The organism is Hydrogenophaga sp. (assembly GCF_018780385.1).
GTDB lineage: Bacteria > Pseudomonadota > Gammaproteobacteria > Burkholderiales > Burkholderiaceae_C > Hydrogenophaga.
Map to the genome: position 1 here is coordinate 54,698 of NZ_JADMJO010000030.1, position 17,717 is coordinate 72,414.

Here is a 17,717-nt window from a genome sequence, read left to right on the forward strand (position 1 = left end):
GCCTCAGCGCAGCAGACGCCAGGCTTCGCCGGCGGCGCGCGCGCCCGAAAGCAGCGCGCCTTCCATGAAGCCCTGGTACTCGTAAAACGAGTCGGTGTGTTCGCCAGCAAACAGCAGGCGCCCCACCGGCTTGGCGTACTGGCCTTCAAGCGTGGTGAAGTAGCCCGGCGGGTTGTTGCTGTAGCCACCGCCAAACAGCGGGTTCTTCTCCCAATTCTCCAGATGCGCCAGCAGGCGCCCCTTGCTGTCGCGCACCGCCAGCGCCGTGGTGCCGGGCCAGACCCGCTCCAGATCCCCGAGAAAGGCGGTGGCTTCGGACTGGGTACGCGCCGGGTCCAGGCGCGCGGCGCGGTTGCCGCCCGAGTAATCGGTGAGCACACCACGCACACCGTATTGCGCGCGCGCTGGATTGGTCTCCCAGGTGTTCTGGTGATTGGGCAGGTCGCTGTAGCTGCCCCCATCGCTGTTGAGTCGCTCGTACCAGGGCCGGCCTTTGAAACCGATCATGAGCTTGCAGTTCAGCCCGTAGTCAAAGCGCTCGATGGCATCGCGCTTGAACGCGGGCAGCGCCACGCTGGCGTCAAACTCGATGCTGCGCATGGCCGGAGCCGGCAGCGTCAGGATCACCACGGCGTGCGTGCGTTCGACCACCTTGCCCGCCACATCAAAAGCGAGCTTGAAGCGCCCGTCGGCCAGCCGGCTCACTTTGAGCAGGCGGTGCCCGTGACTGACTGGCGTGGGCAACAACGCGGCCAGGCCGGTGGCCACGCGGTCATTGCCCTCAACGATGTGGAAGCGCTCGTCACTGAACACGCCAAAGGGCTTGAACACGGAGCGGCGGCTGGCCTGGGCGAAAAACAGAAACGAGAGCGCGCTCTGTTGTTCGATCTCGCGCCCGAATTCGATGGTGTACGCCACATCGAGCACCTGCGAAATCAGCGGCCCCGCCCCGCGCGAGCGCAGGTAGTCCTTGAGGGTGGTGAAGTCCAGGGTGCGATCGAAGGCGGTGTAGCTGTCGGCAGTGGGGCCACTCGACAGGCGCTTGAGATCGGTCGTCATGGCCGCGGTGAGCGCTCGGTACTCTGCCACCACCTCTGCCTCGCTGAAGCTGCGCCCGTCAAAGAAATAGAACGGCTCGCCCGGCTCCTTGTTGTAGTCCTCCAGCGTGAGGCCCATGCCGGTGGCCAGGTTGCGCAGCGTCACGTGGGTGGTGTCGATCAGCTCTGCACCACGCTCGGCCACCTGCCCCGGGAACACGCCACGCAAGGAGGCCACACGGCCGCCGACATGGTCACTGGCTTCATACACCTGCGCCCCGATGCGCTTGCCAGCGAGCAGGTAGGCGCCGTGAAGGCCCGCCAGCCCCGCACCGACCACACCCACATCGGACGGCACCTGCGCCAGTGCACGGCGCCAGGGCATTGCAGCGAGCATGGATCCGGCCGCTGCGCCCTGCAACAACCGTCGCCGCGACGCATCGGCGCCAGCCAAGCGGGGCTGGCCGGCGCGCCCGATCGCCTCGCTCTCGGCCATGCCCGTTGCATCACACCAGGCCGACAGCGCACCCACACGCTGCAACCGATCAAACCACCGAGTTCTGCCCATGATTCACCTCCTGCCTGCATTGGCGGGCAAGGGCCGTCCGGCGTCAAGAGCCAATTGCGGGGGGAATGGTTGGCTCCACCGGCCGGGGTGAGCTCAGCGCACGGTCTGTGTCAGCCAACCGGTGAAGGCCTGAACAGCCGGGCGGTGCTGGTCGCCCGCACGCACCGACATGAAATGCACCGGCTGGACGACCGCCTGAAACACCTTCTCACCGAGGATCACCAGTTCGCCGCGTTCCAGCTCCCGGGCGGCCAGGCGGGTGCTCTCCAGTGCCACCCCCATGCCGTCGACCGCAGCCGCGATGGCCATCGCCGCGCGGTCAAACGCCGGGCGCGGGCGAGCGGGCAGCGACAGGCCATGGCGCTCGAACCACTGGCCCCAGGTGAGCGGGCTCAGGGTGGAGTCGATCAAGGTCAGCTGATGGATCTGCCTGGCCGCCGGCACGCGCCGCACCAACAGCGAGGGTGACACCAGGGGTGCGATCCGTTCGGACCCCAACGGCACCACCAGCAGTCCAGACATTTCGCGCACCGCGCCATATGACAGTTCCACGTCGACCTCACGCACGACCCGCAGATCCAGCGCGTCGGCGCCCGTGGTCAGGCGAATGTTGACGCCGGGGTGCGCAGCCAGGAATTCGTTGAGGCGTGGACCCAGCCACTTGAGGGCAAGGCTTGGCGCGCAATGGACCGACAGCACCTGGTCTTGTGTGGGCAATTGCACATCGGCGCAGGCCGCCTCCAGCGCATCGAACAGCCGCGCCAGGCTCTCGAACAGGCGCCGCCCTTCGAGCGTGGTCTGCACCTGGCGGTGGCGGCGTTCGAACAGCGCGCGGCCGAAGTGCCGCTCCAGGTCACGGATCTGGTGGCTGATGGCCGAGGCGGTGAGGTGCAACTCTTGAGCGGCCAGCGCAAAACTCTGCAGGCGCGCAGCGGCCTCGAAGGTGCGCAGGCGCGCCAGCGGTGGAAAATTCCTCATGCGATGGGCTTTCAGATGAAACTGGCTCATGTTTCCATGAGCATTCATCGTTTGTCAATGCGTGTGCCCTGGCCCACCATGGCGGCACATCACCACCCGAGGAGACACCATGTCCGCCGTGCTTGAAAAACTCTCGATGCTGGGCCAGAAGGAATACCGCCACGACCCGCTGACCGACCCCAAGGTCTCGATCTACCAGCCCGACCAGCCCGGCCTGATCTACCCCGGCATCCCCTCGTTCGACAACGTGGCGCAGGAGCGGCAGTACTTGAAAGAGCGGCTGGCCGGCGCCTGCCGCGCGTTTGCGCGCCAAGGCTTTGACTACGGCTTCGCCGGCCACCTGACCATTCGCGACCCCGAGCATCCGCACCTGTACTGGACCAACCCGATGGCGGTGCATTTCGCGCAGGTGAAGGTGTCCAACCTGATCCTGGTGGACCACGAGGGCCAGGTGGTGGAGGGCCGCCACGCGGTCAACCGCGCCGGCTTCGTGCTGCATGCCGCGGTGCACGAGGCACATCCCGACATCATCGCCATGTGCCACGCGCACACCGTCTACGGCACGGCGTTCGCCTCACTGGGTCAGCCGCTGCAGCCGATCTCGCAGGACGCGGCCGCCTTCTTCGAGGACCACGTGGTCATTGGCGACGAAGCCGGCCAGGTGGCGGTGGAAGTGAAGGCCGGTCTGAAGGTGGCCGACTGGTTCAAAGGCGTGAAGGCAGCGATCCACCAGAACCACGGTCTGTTCACCGCGAGCCGCCACAGCATCGAGGCCGCGGCGTTCTGGTTCATTGCGCTGGAGCGCTGCTGCCAGCAGCAACTGGCCGTGATGGCCACCGGCGCGACCCCGCGCTTGGTCCCCGCCGAGCGCGCGCGCTACAGCCGCGAGCACGTGGGCAGCGAATACATCGGCTGGTTGCACTTCCAGACCATCTGGAACGACCTGGTGCGCAGCGAGCCCGACCTGTTCGACTGAAACAGACCGGGCCGCGTGTCGGTCAGCGCTGGCCGTGGGCGGCTTTGGCGGCCTTGATGCAGGCGTCCTTGGCGTCACCGGACATGGCATCGCATTTTTCAGCCGCGGCCTTGTACTTGGCCTCGTTGACTTCCTCTTTGCTGTCGGCGCGGGCTTCGGCCGTGGCTTTCGTGGCTTTGGCGCTGGCAATTGCGGCCACGTGCGCCGCTTTCGCTTCCTTGTTGCACACGTCCTTGGCGTTGCCGTTCAGGTCATCGCAGCGCTCCTTGGCCACCTCGTAGACGCCATCGGCCTTGACGGTCTGAACCTTGATGCCATCGGCCGGCTTGCCGCTGGACTTGAATTCGAGCTCGGCGCGCGCGTTGTTGTCCTTGGCCTTGGCCTCTTCCATGCAGATGTCCTTGGCATTGGCCTTCAGACTGTCGCACGCGGCCTTGGCGGCCTTGTAGTCCGCACTGATGGCGGTCTTGGCTGCGGCGTATTCGGCCTTGTTGGGTGGAGCGGTCTGCCCAAACGCCAGAGGAGCGAAAAGACAGGCGCTGACCAACAGCATGGCGCGGGAATGGGAATTGGTTTTCATGGGGAGCCCTTTCAAAGTTGACGGAGTTGCGTGGAGCGGCGCCAGGCCGCTTGAGGGATCCACGCTCACAGCATCGGCCAATCAGCGCGTGGGGTCTGTTCGGTTTCCAACGTTGCCCAACGCACACAAGGCAGCAACGCGCGTGACAAGCGCGCGCACACGCGCGGCGTAGCATCGGGCGCCATGCCGCACACCCCTGCCGACCCCAGCCTGATCGACTCACGCGTGGCCATGCGCCGCCTGCTCACCACGCTGGCGCTGGTCACGCTGGGCAACAGTGGCATGTACGTGGTGGCGGTGGTGTTGCCGGCAGTGCAGGCCGAGTTCGGCGTGGGCCGCGCCGACGCTTCCCTGCCCTACACGCTGATGATGATCTGCCTGGGGATCGGCGGCCTGTTCACGGGCAAGCTCGCTGATCGCCACGGCATCACGCCGGTGCTGCGCGTGGGCGCGGTGGCGGTGGCAGGCGGCTTTGTGTGGGCGGCCTACGCGGGCAGCATCTGGACCTTTGGTCTTGCGCACGGGCTGCTGCTCGGCATGCTGGGCAGCTCGTCCACCTTTGCGCCCTTGCTGGCCGACGCGGCGCTGTGGTGGAACAAGCGCCGCGGCATGGCGGTGGCCATTGCCGCCAGCGGCAACTACGTGGCCGGCACTGTGTGGCCACCGCTGGTGCAGTGGGGCATAGCGACCATCGGCTGGCGCCAGACCTACATCATTCTGGGCGTGGTGTGCGGCACCGGCATCTTTCTGCTGGCCAACCTCATGCGCCAGCGCCCGCCGCTGGTGGTGACCGCGCCGGTGAGCGCGGGTGAAGCAGCGCCCGACACCAGCCGCCCGTTTGGTCTGAGCCCGAACCACGCGATGGCCCTGCTGTGCGTGGCCGGCGTGGGCTGCTGCGTGGCCATGTCGATGCCGCAGGTGCACATCGTGGCCTATTGCACCGACCTGGGCTTTGGCGCGGCGCGCGGCGCCGAGATGCTCTCGCTCATGCTGTTCTGCGGCATCGCCAGCCGGCTCATCTCAGGCTGGATCTGCGACCGCATCGGCGGCATCCGCACATTGCTGCTGGGTTCGGCCCTGCAGTGCGTGGCGTTGCTGCTGTTCCTGCCGTTCGACGGGCTGGTCTCGCTCTACCTGATTGCCGCGCTGTTCGGCCTGTTCCAGGGCGGCATCGTGCCGTCATACGCCATCATCGTGCGCGAGTATTTCCCGCCCAAAGAAGCCGGCGCGCGGGTGGGCGCGGTGATCATGGCCACGCTGGTGGGCATGGCGCTGGGCGGCTGGATGTCGGGCTGGGTGTTCGACCTGACCGGCAGCTACCACGCGGCCTTCCTCAACGGCATTGCCTTCAACCTGCTCAACATGAGCATCGCGCTGTGGCTGTATTTCCGGGTACGCCGCATCACCCGCGCGCAGTTGGTCGGCGCTTGATCACGGCGGCCTTGCCCTGCTGCGCGCTCTGACGGCGCACGCCGTCCAGCAGCTCCAGGAAACGCCGCGCCGCCACCCCCAGCGGGCGCGCCTTCGCCCAGACGGCGTCGACCCACAGCGGCATGGCGTTGCTGAAGTTCTCCAGCGGAATCTCCACCAGCTGCCCGGCGGCCAGGGGCGCGCGCACAAAACCCTGCGGCAACCACGCCCAGCCCAGGCCGGCGATCACCAGCCCCATGGCGGCCACCGGGGTATCGGTGCGCCACTGGTGGCGCGACATCACGATGCGCTCGTCCACATCGCTGGTGTGCCGACCGGCCACGATGATCTGCCGCTCCAAGGCCAGATCGTCCTCGCGCACGCCGCGCGTGGCCTTGCGCCCGCGCAGCATCGGATGGGTGGGCGCCGCCACCGCCACCAGAATCTCGCGCCCCACCTCCTGAAAGCCCTCGCGCGCATCCAGACTGGCGCGCTCGAACACCAGGGCCACGTGAGCGCGCCCGCTGTGCAACATGCCCAAGGCGTCGGTTTGCGGTGCCGCCAGCACCTCCACCTCCAGCAACGGGTGTTCGGCCGACAGCTGCACCAGCGCCGCGCTCCAGGGCGTGGCCGCCAGGAGCTCCGGCGCCACCGCAATCGTCAGGCAGGGCTCCAGTCCCTGGGTGAGCGACAGCGCGTGTGTGTCCAGCTTGAGCAGCTGCTCTGCCAGCATGCGCGCCTGCGGCACCAGGGCCGTTGCCTGCGGCGTGGGTCGCGGCTCGCGACCGCTGCGGTCAAACAGCACCAGGTTCAGGTCGGCTTCGAGATGGGCGATCGCCATGCTCACCGCCGACGGCACCTTGCCCAGCGAGCGCGCCGCAGCCGAAAAGGAACCGTGGTCGAGCACCGCGAGAAACACCTTGAGGGATTCAAAATCAAATTTCATCTGTCAGTTCCCCTGATAGAAGCTGACTTTTAGTATCAATCAGAACGACATACAGTGCAGCCATCGAAACAACGGAGACGCGCTGTGCAGGGATTCTGGAGACGTGTGGTGTACATCGGCCTGTACGAAGTGGTGGCCATCGCACTCGCTGGCTGGGGCTTGATGCTCATGTCGGGCCACAGCTTGCTGGACAGCGGGGCGCTGGCCATTGCCACCTCGTCCGTGGCGGTCGTGTGGAACCTCGTCTTCAACACCTTCTTTGAACGGTGGGAGGCTCGCCAGGCCACCACCGGGCGCAGCGTGAAACGGCGTGTGCTGCACGCGGTGAGCTTCGAGATCGGACTGGTCGCGATGCTGGTCCCGCTGATCGCCTGGTGGCTGGGCGTGAGTCTGTGGCAAGCCCTGGTCATGGACATGGCCCTGGTGGTTTTTTTCCTTGTCTACACCTTCGCCTTCAACTGGGCCTTCGACGAGGTGTTTGGCCTGCCGGTCTCGGCCACGAAAGGCATGGCGATCCAGGCGACTTGAGGGCACCCGCTCAGCGAACGGACCGGGCCATCTCGGTGGCCAGCGCGCCCAGCGTGCGCAAGGCCGCGTCCACACGACCGTCGCCGGGGTGCCCGACATTGAGGCGCAGGTGGTGGGTGAAGCGCCGGTCGGCCGAGAACAGCGCGCCGGGCGCCGTGCTGATGGAGTGCGCTCGGGCCCGGTGGTGCAGCGCGAGGGCGTCGACCGAGGGTGGCAGTTCGAGCCAGATGAAGTAGCCGCCCTCGGGCCGCGTGGTGCGCGTGCCGGGCGGAAAGTGACGTTCGATCAGCCGCAGCGCGTGCTTGCGCTGCGCCGACAGGGACTCGCGCAGACGCCTGAGGTGGCGGTCGTAGCCGCCCTGGGCCAGGTAGTCCGCCAGCGCCAGTTGGGTCGGCAGGGCGCTGGCCAGAGAGGTCGTCATCTTCAGCCGCTCCACTTGCGGTGCGTACCGCCCGGCGGCGGCCCAACCGACCCGGTAACCGGGTGCCAGGCACTTGGAGAACGACGAGCAGTGCAGCACGCCACCGCTCTGGTCATACGCCTTGGCCGGTGGCGGGCGCAGCGAGCCCGCGTACAACTCGCCGTACACGTCGTCCTCGATCAACGGCACGCGGTGACGCGCGAGCAGGTCGACCAGCGCCTGCTTGCGCTCGGGCGACATCAGCGCGCCCAGCGGGTTCTGGAAACTGGGCATGACCCAGCAGGCGGCCACCCGGTGACGCTCCAGCAGCCCGCTCAGGGCCTCCAGGTCCACGCCGTCGCGCGGGTCGGTGGCCACCTCCACCGCCTTGAGGTGCAGGCGCTCCAGCGCCTGCAAGGCGGCGTAGAACGTGGGCGATTCGACCACCACCACGTCCCCCGGCCGGGTGACCGCCTGCAGGCAGAGGTTGAGCGCTTCCATCGCGCCGTTGGTGACGATGAGTTCGTTGTCCGCCAGCGCCATGCCCTGCAAGGCGTAGCGCCGGCGCAAGGCCAGCCGCAACCCTTCGTCGCCCGCGGTGAGCGCACCCGTGATCTGGGCTGGCTTCAGGCCGCGCATGGCGCGCGCACCGCAGCGGGCCAGCTCGTCAAACGGGAACAGGTGCGAGGCCGGAAACGCCGAGCCCAGCGGCACCACATCGGCGTCGCGCGTGGACCCCAGCAGATCAAACACCAGTTCGCTGATGGCCACCGGCGTGGCCTCGCTGCGCGGTGCGGCCACCTGGGGGCCGGCCCGCACGGCGCGGCGCGTGGCCCGCACATAAAACCCGGAGCGCGCCCGCGCCTCGACCAGGCCCTCGGCCTCCAGCTGGCCATAAGCCTGGAACACGGTGGACGGACTCATGCCACGCTGCTGGCAGGTCTCGCGCACGGAGGGCAGGCGCTCGCCCGGGCGCAACAAACCCCCGCGGATGGCCACGGCCAGTTCGTCGGCCAGTTGCTGGTACCGGGGCACGCGAAAGCTGTTCATCGGATCACACCATCTGATCTGGTCGTTTTTCAATTCATCTGGGTCTTGCGGATCAGATGAATTGTGTGAGGATACCCACATGCGCCCCATTCCCGCCCTGATCGCCCTGCTGCTCGCCGCATGCATCCCGTGGGGCGCCACCGCACAACCCGCCCTCCGTTTTGAAGACACCCTGGCCCAGCGGGTGCAGGCCTGCGCCAGTTGCCATGGCCAGCAGGGCCGTGCCCGCCCCGACGGCTACTACCCCCGCATTGCCGGCAAACCGGCGGGCTACCTCTACAACCAGCTCAAGCATTTCCAGACCGGCCAGCGCCAACACGCGCTGATGGCGCGCATGGTCGATCCGCTGAGCGACGCCTACCTGTGGGAGATCGCGCACCACTTCGCATCACTGGACCTGCCCCACGCGCCGGCCTTGCCCGCCCGCGCGCCCGCCGCCGTGTTGCAGCGTGGCGAACAACTCGCGCTGCGCGGCGACGCTTCGCGGCAGGTGCCTGCCTGCACCGCCTGCCACGGCGCCGCGCTCACCGGCGTGCAGCCCGCCGCGCCGGGGCTGCTGGGCCTGCCACCGGACTACATCAACGCGCAGCTCGGTGCCTGGCACAACGGCACGCGCAAAGCCCAGGCACCCGACTGCATGGCCACCATCGCACGCCGCTTGCCGGCTGAGGACGTGGCCGCCGTGAGCGCCTGGCTGGCCGCGCAACCGGTGCCCCTGTCCGCCGCGCCGGCCGCATCCACCGGGATCCCGGCACCCCTGGAGTGCGGCAGCTTCACGCCACCGGTGGCACCGGCCTCGGTGAAAGCGGTGCGGCCATGAGCGCGCCGGGCCGCTCCCAAGCGCTCGTCCCGAAGCGCGCAGCGCGGAGGGTAGTCCAGTGAGCGCGCATCTCTCCCGACAACGTGGCGCCCTGGCCATGGGTGTTCTGCTGGCCTTGCTGCTGTGCGCAGGCGCCTGGCTGCTGTGGCCGTCCCAACCCGTGGCCGTCCCGGCCCTGAGCGCCACCACCCGCCTGGACGACACGGCCACCATCGAACGCGGCCGCTATCTCGCTGTGCTGGGCAACTGCCAGGCCTGCCACACCGAGCGGGGTGGCGCCGCATTCGCCGGCGGGCGCGGCATCGGAACGCCCTTCGGCACGGTGTACAGCAGCAACCTCACACCCGATGGCACCGGCCTGAAAGACTGGAACGCCGACGATTTCTGGCGCGCCCTGCACCACGGGCAATCGCGCGACGGGCGCCTGCTGAACCCGGCCTTCCCGTACACCAACACCACCCACGTCTCGCGCTCGGACAGCGACGCGCTGTTCGCGTTCTTCCGCAGCCTGGCACCGGTGGAAGCGACCGTGCCCGGCAACGACCTGGGCCGGTACCTGGGTTCGCAAGCCGCGCTCAAAGCCTGGCGCGCGCTGTACTTCCGGCCCGCCGACACGGTCCAGACCGCACCGGTGGACGAACTGCAACGCGGTGCCTACCTCGTCAACGGCCTGGCGCACTGCAGCGCCTGCCACGTACCGCGCAACGCCCTGGGCGGCAGCAGCAATATGCTGTCACTCGCCGGCGGGCTCCTGTCGGCACAGGGCTGGTACGCGCCTTCGTTGCTCGACCCGGCCGACGGCGGCGTGCAGGAGCGCGAGCTGGCCGACATCGTGGCGCTGTTCCAGACCGGCCGCAGCGATCGCCACATCGTCACCGGCCCGATGGCCGAGGTGGTCCAGCACAGCACGCAGCACTGGCGACCTGACGATCTGCAGGCCATGGCAGCGCACCTCAAGGCGCTCCCGGTGACGCGCGGCCGCGTGCAGGCCACGACCGAAGCGCGGTCCGACAAAGCGCTGACCCAGGGTGCAAAGATTTACGAGCAGCAGTGTGCGCAATGCCATGGCGCGCAGGGGCAAGGCGTTCGCGGCGACGATGGCACCTGGGCCTATCCGCCGCTGGCGGGCAACAGCACGGTGCTGCAGGGGGTGCCTGCCAACCTGGTGCAGGCGGTGCTGTACGGCGGTTTCGGCCCCAGCACGGCGGGGCACCCGCGCCCCTTTGGCATGCCGCCCTTCGTGCTCGACCTGAACGGCCAGGACATCGCGGACCTGCTGACCTACCTGCGGGGTGCGTGGGGCAACGATGCGCCCCCGGTCTCGGAACTCGACGTGCAGCAGCTCCGACGCGCGGCCGGAAAGTAACCGCCATGCCGACGCCCTGGATCATTGGCCTGTGCGCGCAGTGGTGCCACGTCTGCCGCGACCTGGCGCCCGACTTCCAGGCCCTGGCGCGGGAGCACCCCTCGGCCACCTGGCTGTGGATCGACGTCGAGGACCATGCGGAGCTGGTGCAGGCGCTGGACATCACCACCTTTCCCACCGTGCTGGTGGGCATGGACGAGCAGTTGGTCTTCTTTGGCGAAGCGCCCGGCATCGCCGCGCGGTTCAAGGCGTTCCTGCAGCCCTTCGCGCTGGGCCGCGTGACGCACGCGCCCCAGGCGTCCGACGAAGCCGCGGCCGAGGTCTTCGCGCGGCTGCAGAAGTTGCCCGCGCCGCCGGGCCGGTTGCCTGGCTGAGCCGGCGATCCTGCGTCAGCCCTTGGGGTACAGCACCATCTGCGTGCAGCGGAACAGCGCGATGGTCTTGCCGGTTTCGCGGTGCGTGACGACCGCGTCCCACACCTGCGTGGTGCGGCCGATGTGGGCGGGCGTGGCCACGCAATCGATGGTGCCTTCCAACGCCGTGCCCAGGTGGTTGCTCTTGAGCTCGATCGTGGTGAAACCCTTGGCCTCTTTGGGCAGGTTGGCCACGCAGCCATAGCCGCAGCTGGTGTCGGCCAGCGTGACCACGCTGCCGGCGTGCAGGAAGCCGTTGGGCGCCATGGTGGTCGGCTTCACGGCCAGCTCGGAGCGAACCTCCTGCGGGCTCACGTGCGTGATCACCAGACCCAGGTGGCCGGGCAGAGCGCCAGCGCCACGCTGGTTGAATTCGTCGGCGAGGTTCGTCATGAAAGTCTCCTGTGGTGGATGCGAAGGGCGAGTGTCATCGGGTCCAGCTGCCCAGGCGGATGGCAATGGCCAGCGTGGAACCATAGACCACCAGGCTGAGTGCAATGACGGCGAAGAGGCCGCTCGCCGGGGTCTTGAACACATGCACGCAGAGCCAGCCCCCCACCACCAGGATCACCAGGCGGCCCATGCTGCCGGCCAGTGGCCAGAACATGCGGCCCGCGCCCTGCGACGCAAAGAACAACGCGAGGCCCAGGCCGAAGAATGCGTAACAGCCGCCCACGATGTTGAGGTAGGTGGCGCCCAGCGCGAGCACCTCGGCGTCGGTGGTGAACAGGCCCATCCACAGCGCAGGCGCCAGGGCGGTGACCACGCCAATGGCGCCGGTGATCGCCGCCACCACCGCACCGCCGGCCCAGGCCACGCGCACCGCGCGCGCCGACTGCCCCGCGCCCATGTTGGTGGCGACCATCGCGGTGAGCGCGGTACCAAAACCGAAGGCAATCGGCACCAGGATGTATTCAAGCCGCGCCGCCACGCCATAGCCCGCGAGCGCGGCCGTGCCGTAGCTGCCCACCAAGGCCGTGGCCACGGCGATGGAGGCGTTGCTGATCACCGGGCTCAGAGACGCCGGCAGGCCCACGCGCAGGATGTCGCGCAACAGCGGCAGATGCAGGCGCCAGGGCGAGCGCTGCAGGTACACCGCACCATCACGGCGCAGCAGCCAGGCTGCCATCACCCCGGCCGACAGCGCGTTGACCACCAGCGTGCTGACGGCAGCGCCCGCCACGCCCATGCCCGGCACGGGCCCCCAGCCGAACACCAGCAGCGGTGCCAGGGCGAGGTGCAGCAGCGCCGTGCCCAGCAGCAGCACCGAGGGCAGCACCATGTTGCCCGCGCCCCGCACCACGGCGGCCAGCACGTTGGTGAACCAGATGATCAGCGCGCCGCTGAACAGCACGTTCGAATACGCCAGCGCCGCATCCAGAGCGGCACCGCGCCCGCCCATGCCACCGAAGATGCTGCGCCCGAAGCCCAGCAGGGCCAGCATGAACAGCGCGGCCAACGCCGCCGAAATGAACAGCGCCTGCTGCGCGAGACGGCTCGCGTCTTCGCTGCGGCCCGCCCCGAGCGCGCGCGCCACCGCGGCGGTGGTGGCGCCACCAATTCCACCGGCCGACATCTGCAGCATGAGCATCGACAGCGGAAACACCAGCGCGATACCCGCCAGCGCATCCGCGCCCACGAGGCCGAGGATGTAGCCGTCGTAACCGATCACGATCGTCGCCGCGAACAGGCCCATCACGTTGGGCGTGGCCAGGCGAAACAGTGTGGGCAGCAGCGGCGCGTGCAGCATCTGCTGCAGGCGGGTCTGGGCCAGCACCGAACTCATGGCGTGGGGTTTCGCAGGTAGACACCCGGCTCGGCCGACAGGCCGCGCTTGACCTGCTGCGTGATCTCGTCGCCCAGCACCTTGGCCCCGGTGATGAGAACGGTGGCGTTGTGGACTTGCATGGGTCAGTTTCCAGGTTGGTTGCGGTGGCGAGATTGATTATGACGATCGTCATATTCAAGAATGAAGAAAAACGCTTCGAGATGGCCCATGGTTCAGGCCGGGGGAGAAACGTCGTGCTGTGCCAGCAGGGCGCGGCGGTTGGCGGCCAGCAGGGCCTTGCCTTCGGTGTTGTCGCCCAAGGCGCGGGCGAGCTGCAGTGCGCCCACCATCTGGCTGGCAATGGCCGCGGCACCGCCGGGCTCGGCACCAGCGGGCAGTGAACGTTCAACGAGGGCCACCAGGCTGCGCACGCGCTGGGCTGCGGCGGCACGCACGTCGGGCGACTGGCGCGGCATCTCGGAGGCGAGTGCGGCCACGGCACAGCCGTTTTCAGTGCCACTCAAATGGCGGTCCGACAGGTAGCCTTCGATGAGCGCCTGGAACGGGCTGGCACCGCGCGCCTGGCGCGTGGCGTTGCCCTTGGCGATGCGGCTGGCGCTTTGTTGCCCGGCGTGCTCCAGGGCCTCGGCCAGCAGGGCGTCGCGCGAGGCGAAGTGGGCATAGAACCCGCCGTGGGTCAGGCCCGCCTCTTTCATGATGTCGGCCACGCCGACGCCATTGAAACCCGCGCGCCGGATTGCGCGCGCCGCGGTGTCGAGAATGCGTTCGTGGGTCAGGGCCTTGCGGCTGGGTGCGATTTCCATGGCCGCATTGTAGCTGCCAATATGACGAGCGTCATATTGTCAAAACCCCGCCGCCGGTGCGGATTCTGTGTCGCGCCCGATCAGGCGCGGGTCAGTTTGAACACCGCCACCGCCTCCACCATCTGCGCAGCCTGCGTCTTCAGGCTCGAAGCTGCCGCAGCGCTCTGCTCCACCAGCGCCGCGTTCTGCTGCGTGGCCTGGTCCATCTGTGTCACCGCTTCGCCCACCTGGGCCACACCCGAACTCTGCTCGACGCTGGCCGAGCTGATCTCGCCCATGATGTCGGTCACGCGCTGGATGGCACCCACCACTTCGGCCATCGTCACACCGGCACGGTCGACCAACGCCGTGCCCTGCGCCACGCGGTCCACGCTGGCGTTGATCAGCTCCTTGATTTCCTTCGCCGCGCCAGCGCTGCGCTGGGCGAGGTTGCGCACCTCGCCGGCCACCACCGCAAAGCCACGGCCCTGTTCGCCGGCACGCGCGGCCTCCACAGCGGCGTTGAGCGCCAGGATGTTGGTCTGGAAAGCGATGCCGTCGATCACGCTGATGATGTCGGCGATCTTCTTCGAGCTGTCGTTGATGCCCTTCATGGTGTCCACCACCTGCGCCACCACGTCACCGCCCTGTGTGGCCACGGTGGACGCGCTCAGGGCCAGCTTGTTGGCCTCTTGCGCGTTGTCGGCGTTCTGGCGCACGGTGGAACTCAACTGTTCCATGGAAGCTGCGGTCTCCTCCAGCGCGCTGGCCTGTTGCTCGGTGCGCGCGGAGAGGTCGTCGTTGCCCTGGGAAATTTCGGCACTGGCGGTGGCCACGCCCTCGGCGTTGCCACGCACGTTGGACACCACGCGGGCCAGGTTGTCCTGCATGCCCTTGAGGGCCTGCAGCAACTGGGCGGCTTCGTCGCGGCCATCGGTGTCGATCGGCTGCGTGAGGTCGCCTGCGGCAATCAGGCGCGCGCTCTCGGCGGCTTTGCGCAGGGGAACCGTGATCGATCGGCTCAGCACGAAGGCCGCGACCGTACCCAGCAGCAGGGCCAGCACGCCACCCGCGATCAGGATGATGCGCCCGTTGGCCGCCTCCTCCTCGGCGGTCTTCAAGGTGGCGTCATAGAGGCTTTGCTGGCGCTGCTCAAGCTTGAAGATCGAGTTGAGATAGGCGTCGGCGAGGGGCCGCAGATCGCGGTCCAGCGCCGCGCTCACGTCTTCTCCGGCCATGCGGGCCTTCATCAGATTGGCGCGCGGCGTGCGGTAGGCCTCGCGTGCGGCGTCGATGCCGGCCAGCAACTGCTTGCCTTCATCCGACTCGATCAGCTCGATGATCCGCTTGCGCGAAGCCAGCGTCACTTCGGAGGTCTTGTCCATGTCGGCCTGCCAGGCGGGAATGCGGCTGGTGTCGGAATCGAGGATGGCCGCGCGGGTGCGCACCCAGTTGACATCGATGGTCTGGCGCCACCGCACGGCCAGTTGCAGCTTTTCGTTGTCCACCGTGGCGAGCTCGCGCGTGGTATCGGTCAGTTCCTGAAGACGCCAGACGCCGATGCCGGCCATCAACGCGGTGATGAGCAGGACCAGCCCGAATGCAAGGGCCAGGCGGCTGCCGACCTTGATGTTGTTGAGTTTCATGCGGGAGCTTTCTGGCAGGTGAGAAAAGAGGCAAAGACAAACCTGTGAGGCGCGCCATATCGAGAGGCGACCCTGCACATCCAGTCATTGAATCGTCGGTTTGGCCGATTTCTTTAATCACCCGCACCCGCGCCATCCGCGGAAATGGGCCTGAACATCCCCGCTTTTGTCCGCCAGCGAGCGGCGTTGGCTCGCCTGGCCGGCCAGCGTCAGCCCAGCAGCGACTTCAACGGGATCGCCGGATCGGCCAGGGCGGTGCGGTCCACGGGCACACCGGCCTCGATCAGCTTGCGCGACATCATGTGGTCCATCGGTGCGTTGACGGATTCTGCGCAGCGCAGCAGGCTGTCCTGCAGATGAAACAGCGTGAAGCTGCCGGCATTGGCCCCGACGCGCCGCACGGTCTCCGACGTGGGCGGCAACAGCCCCGCCATCTGCAGACGCATGGGGCCTTGCTCCGACCAGAACCACGGCAACGCCCGGTACGGCTCCTCGCGCCCGAGCAGCGTGGCTGAGGCGCTGCGCGCCTGATCATTCGCGTTCTGCACCGACTCCAGCCGAAGCCGCGCGCCATCGACCGTGAGAAACGCAGCGCAGTCACCGATGGCCAGAATCGCCGGATCGCTGGTGCGCAGGCCGGCATCCACCAGCACCCCGTTGTCCACCGCCAGGCCGCACGCGACGGCCAGGCGGGTTTCGGGCACGGCGCCGATGCCCAGCACGAGCTCATCCACCGCCATGCGGCTCCCACCCACCTGCATCGAGGCCAATCGATCGCCTTGAATCTCGAAACCCTCGATGCGAACCCCGATCTGGACCTCGGTTCCCATGCCCCGGTGGTGCGCCAGCACATGCTCGGCCAGCAGCGCCGAGACGGAACGCCCCAGCAGCCGTGGCGCGACCTCCAGCACGGCAACTTCCAGCCCGAGCTGGCGCGCGGAAGCGGCGAGTTCCAGGCCGATGAAGCCGCCGCCCAGCACGGTGAGGCGCCGACCGGTCGTCACCATCTCGCTCAGCCGGGTGCGCAGGGCGCGCGCATCCGGTGCCTCGCGCAGCACATGCACGTTGTGCAAGCGCGGCGGCAAGGCGTCGAGCGTGCGCGCGCGGGTGCCGGTGGCCAGCACCAGGTGCTGGTAGACCAGTGCCGCGCCCGATCGCAGCAGCACGCGCTGCGCCTCGCGCTCAATCGCCACCACCGGGTCGCCCAGATGCGTCTGAATGCCTTGCTCGGCGTACCACGCTGCCGCCTTGTGATGGGCGATGGCCTCGTCGGCCTTCTTGAGAAAACCCTTGGACAGCGGCGGACGCTGATACGGCAGGTCGTTCTCGGCGCTCACCAGGTGCACACGCCCGCCCTCCCCCGCCTCGGCCAGCGCGGCACACAAGGCGGCAGCGGCGTGGCCACCACCCACGATGACGATCGGTCCGATGCTCATCAGAGAACCTCCGTGCTTTGCACTGCGGTGCGAGCTTGTTTGGGGCGGCCCGGCGCGGCGCTCATGCCTCACCACCGCGAGCGCGGCGCAGTTTCGCTTTCGGGTAGTGACGCGACAGGTAGTCGTGTGTCGCCTTTTCCACCGCGGGAAGGTTGTCGTGCAGGCGGCGCAGCAGACCGATCAGGGTCTCGCGCTCCTTGTCGTTGAGCACCGACAGAAAGGCGCGTTCGCGCTCCATCGCCAGCTCCAGGATCTCGTCGTGCAGGGCGCGGCCCTTGGGGGTGATGGTGGCCACGCGCAGGCGCCCGTCAGCGTCGTCCAGACCGATGGTGATGAGCCCTCGCGTCTGCATGCTCTTGAACGCCCGGCTCACCGAGGCCTTGTCCATGCCGATGGTGCGCGAGATCGCCTGCGCCGTGAGCGACTTTTCGATCGCCAGCAGCACCAGCAAGCGCCAGGTCTCGATGCCGACGTTGAACACGCTGAGGTAGGCGGTGGAGGCACCGCCCGACAGCTTGTTGGCGATCCAGGTGAAAAACGCGGGCGCATACCGTTCGAGGTCGACCACGGCCCTGGCGGCAGCGACCTTGGACGAAGCCTTGCGTGTCGGCGCCGAGGCGGGAGGCATCTTGCTCATGGGGCGGGTTCGGAGATTGACAAGGACCTTATTGTTGCCGCTCGGGCAGTCGCACCACCAGACCGTCGAGCGCGGCCGACAGTTTGATCTGGCAACCCAGACGGCTGTTGGGCAGGCGCTCGCTGGCGGTGCACTCCAGCATTTCCAGCTCGGTCTCCAGCGGGGCGGGCAGGCGGTCGGCAAAGGCCTCGTCCACATACACATGGCAGGTGGCGCACATGGCCGATCCACCGCACTCGCCCACAATGCCGCGCACACCGGCCGACACCGCGGCCTGCATGAGGCTCTGGCCCTCGGGCACCTGCAGCGTGCGGCTCAGCCCGCTGGTATCGATCAAGGTCACGTCAACCATCGG

General features: G+C 68.1%; 19 protein-coding genes. 6 read left to right on the forward strand and 13 right to left on the reverse strand.

What is annotated here, in order from left to right:
* Positions 1-3: 3 nt before the first annotated feature.
* Both IV113_RS12075 and IV113_RS12080 read right to left on the reverse strand, forming a co-directional pair.
* Positions 4-1,605: an NAD(P)/FAD-dependent oxidoreductase gene (locus IV113_RS12075; protein ID WP_291085065.1), complete on the reverse strand. Its 1,602-nt coding sequence runs from the start codon at positions 1,603-1,605 to the stop codon at positions 4-6.
* Between the two features lie 93 nt (positions 1,606-1,698).
* Entirely contained in the window at positions 1,699-2,583 is an 885-nt protein-coding gene (locus IV113_RS12080; RefSeq protein ID WP_291085067.1) for a LysR substrate-binding domain-containing protein, read from the reverse strand.
* Between the two features lie 136 nt (positions 2,584-2,719).
* Here IV113_RS12080 and IV113_RS12085 point away from each other — a divergent pair, with 136 nt between their 5' ends.
* Positions 2,720-3,559 (forward strand): class II aldolase/adducin family protein, encoded by an 840-nt coding sequence (locus tag IV113_RS12085; protein ID WP_291085183.1) that lies wholly within the window; start codon positions 2,720-2,722, stop codon positions 3,557-3,559.
* Positions 3,560-3,581: 22 nt separating this feature from the next.
* Here the strand turns inward: IV113_RS12085 and IV113_RS12090 are convergent, their stop codons facing one another.
* Positions 3,582-4,139, reverse strand: a complete 558-nt coding sequence (locus IV113_RS12090; RefSeq protein WP_291085069.1) for a hypothetical protein — start codon at positions 4,137-4,139, stop codon at positions 3,582-3,584.
* A 183-nt stretch (positions 4,140-4,322) separates the two neighbouring features.
* On the opposite strand from IV113_RS12090, the gene IV113_RS12095 reads away from it, so the two are divergent.
* The gene (locus tag IV113_RS12095; protein WP_291085071.1) at positions 4,323-5,570 is read left to right on the forward strand and encodes an MFS transporter; all 1,248 of its coding nucleotides are present in this window, start codon (positions 4,323-4,325) and stop codon (positions 5,568-5,570) included.
* Here the strand turns inward: IV113_RS12095 and IV113_RS12100 are convergent.
* Positions 5,542-6,495, reverse strand: coding sequence for a LysR family transcriptional regulator (locus IV113_RS12100; protein WP_291085074.1), 954 nt, complete (start codon positions 6,493-6,495; stop codon positions 5,542-5,544). The two genes, IV113_RS12095 and IV113_RS12100, sit on opposite strands and share 29 nt — an antisense overlap.
* A gap of 84 nt (positions 6,496-6,579) precedes the next feature.
* Between IV113_RS12100 and IV113_RS12105 the strand changes: the two genes are divergently transcribed.
* Positions 6,580-7,023 carry a PACE efflux transporter gene (locus IV113_RS12105; protein ID WP_291085077.1) on the forward strand — a complete coding sequence of 148 codons (444 nt, stop codon included), beginning with the start codon at positions 6,580-6,582 and terminating at the stop codon, positions 7,021-7,023.
* A gap of 10 nt (positions 7,024-7,033) precedes the next feature.
* Here the strand turns inward: IV113_RS12105 and IV113_RS12110 are convergent, their stop codons facing one another.
* A complete protein-coding gene (locus IV113_RS12110) occupies positions 7,034-8,473 on the reverse strand; it encodes a PLP-dependent aminotransferase family protein (RefSeq protein WP_291085079.1) in 1,440 nt (479 codons plus the stop codon).
* A 79-nt stretch (positions 8,474-8,552) separates the two neighbouring features.
* Here IV113_RS12110 and IV113_RS12115 point away from each other — a divergent pair, with 79 nt between their 5' ends.
* The 3 genes from IV113_RS12115 to IV113_RS12125 are packed head-to-tail and all read left to right on the forward strand — an operon-like array spanning position 8,553 to position 11,033.
* Entirely contained in the window at positions 8,553-9,293 is a 741-nt protein-coding gene (locus IV113_RS12115; protein ID WP_291085081.1) for a c-type cytochrome, read from the forward strand.
* A 58-nt stretch (positions 9,294-9,351) separates the two neighbouring features.
* Positions 9,352-10,659 carry a cytochrome c gene (locus IV113_RS12120; protein WP_291085083.1) on the forward strand — a complete coding sequence of 436 codons (1,308 nt, stop codon included), beginning with the start codon at positions 9,352-9,354 and terminating at the stop codon, positions 10,657-10,659.
* A gap of 5 nt (positions 10,660-10,664) precedes the next feature.
* Positions 10,665-11,033, forward strand: coding sequence for a thioredoxin domain-containing protein (locus IV113_RS12125; RefSeq protein WP_291085086.1), 369 nt, complete (start codon positions 10,665-10,667; stop codon positions 11,031-11,033).
* Between the two features lie 15 nt (positions 11,034-11,048).
* Here IV113_RS12125 and IV113_RS12130 read toward each other — a convergent pair whose 3' ends face one another.
* The 8 genes from IV113_RS12130 to IV113_RS12165 all read right to left on the reverse strand — a co-directional run bounded on the left by IV113_RS12130 (position 11,049) and on the right by IV113_RS12165 (position 17,714).
* On the reverse strand, positions 11,049-11,465 hold the full coding sequence (locus IV113_RS12130) for a PaaI family thioesterase (protein ID WP_291085089.1): 417 nt from the start codon (positions 11,463-11,465) through the stop codon (positions 11,049-11,051).
* A 34-nt stretch (positions 11,466-11,499) separates the two neighbouring features.
* Positions 11,500-12,858, reverse strand: coding sequence for an MATE family efflux transporter (locus IV113_RS12135; protein WP_291085092.1), 1,359 nt, complete (start codon positions 12,856-12,858; stop codon positions 11,500-11,502).
* The gene (locus IV113_RS12140; RefSeq protein ID WP_291085094.1) at positions 12,855-12,980 is read right to left on the reverse strand and encodes a hypothetical protein; all 126 of its coding nucleotides are present in this window, start codon (positions 12,978-12,980) and stop codon (positions 12,855-12,857) included. The genes IV113_RS12135 and IV113_RS12140 overlap by 4 nt, the downstream gene beginning before the upstream one ends.
* A 93-nt stretch (positions 12,981-13,073) precedes the next feature.
* On the reverse strand, positions 13,074-13,664 hold the full coding sequence (locus IV113_RS12145) for a TetR/AcrR family transcriptional regulator (RefSeq protein ID WP_291085097.1): 591 nt from the start codon (positions 13,662-13,664) through the stop codon (positions 13,074-13,076).
* Between the two features lie 80 nt (positions 13,665-13,744).
* Positions 13,745-15,289, reverse strand: coding sequence for a methyl-accepting chemotaxis protein (locus IV113_RS12150; RefSeq protein ID WP_291085100.1), 1,545 nt, complete (start codon positions 15,287-15,289; stop codon positions 13,745-13,747).
* 209 nt (positions 15,290-15,498) lie between these two features.
* Complete coding sequence (locus IV113_RS12155; protein ID WP_291085103.1) at positions 15,499-16,725, reverse strand: FAD-dependent oxidoreductase; 1,227 nt, start codon at positions 16,723-16,725, stop codon at positions 15,499-15,501.
* Between the two features lie 61 nt (positions 16,726-16,786).
* Complete coding sequence (locus tag IV113_RS12160; protein ID WP_291085106.1) at positions 16,787-17,362, reverse strand: MarR family transcriptional regulator; 576 nt, start codon at positions 17,360-17,362, stop codon at positions 16,787-16,789.
* 28 nt (positions 17,363-17,390) lie between these two features.
* Complete coding sequence (locus IV113_RS12165; protein ID WP_291085109.1) at positions 17,391-17,714, reverse strand: 2Fe-2S iron-sulfur cluster-binding protein; 324 nt, start codon at positions 17,712-17,714, stop codon at positions 17,391-17,393.
* Positions 17,715-17,717 lie beyond the last annotated feature (3 nt).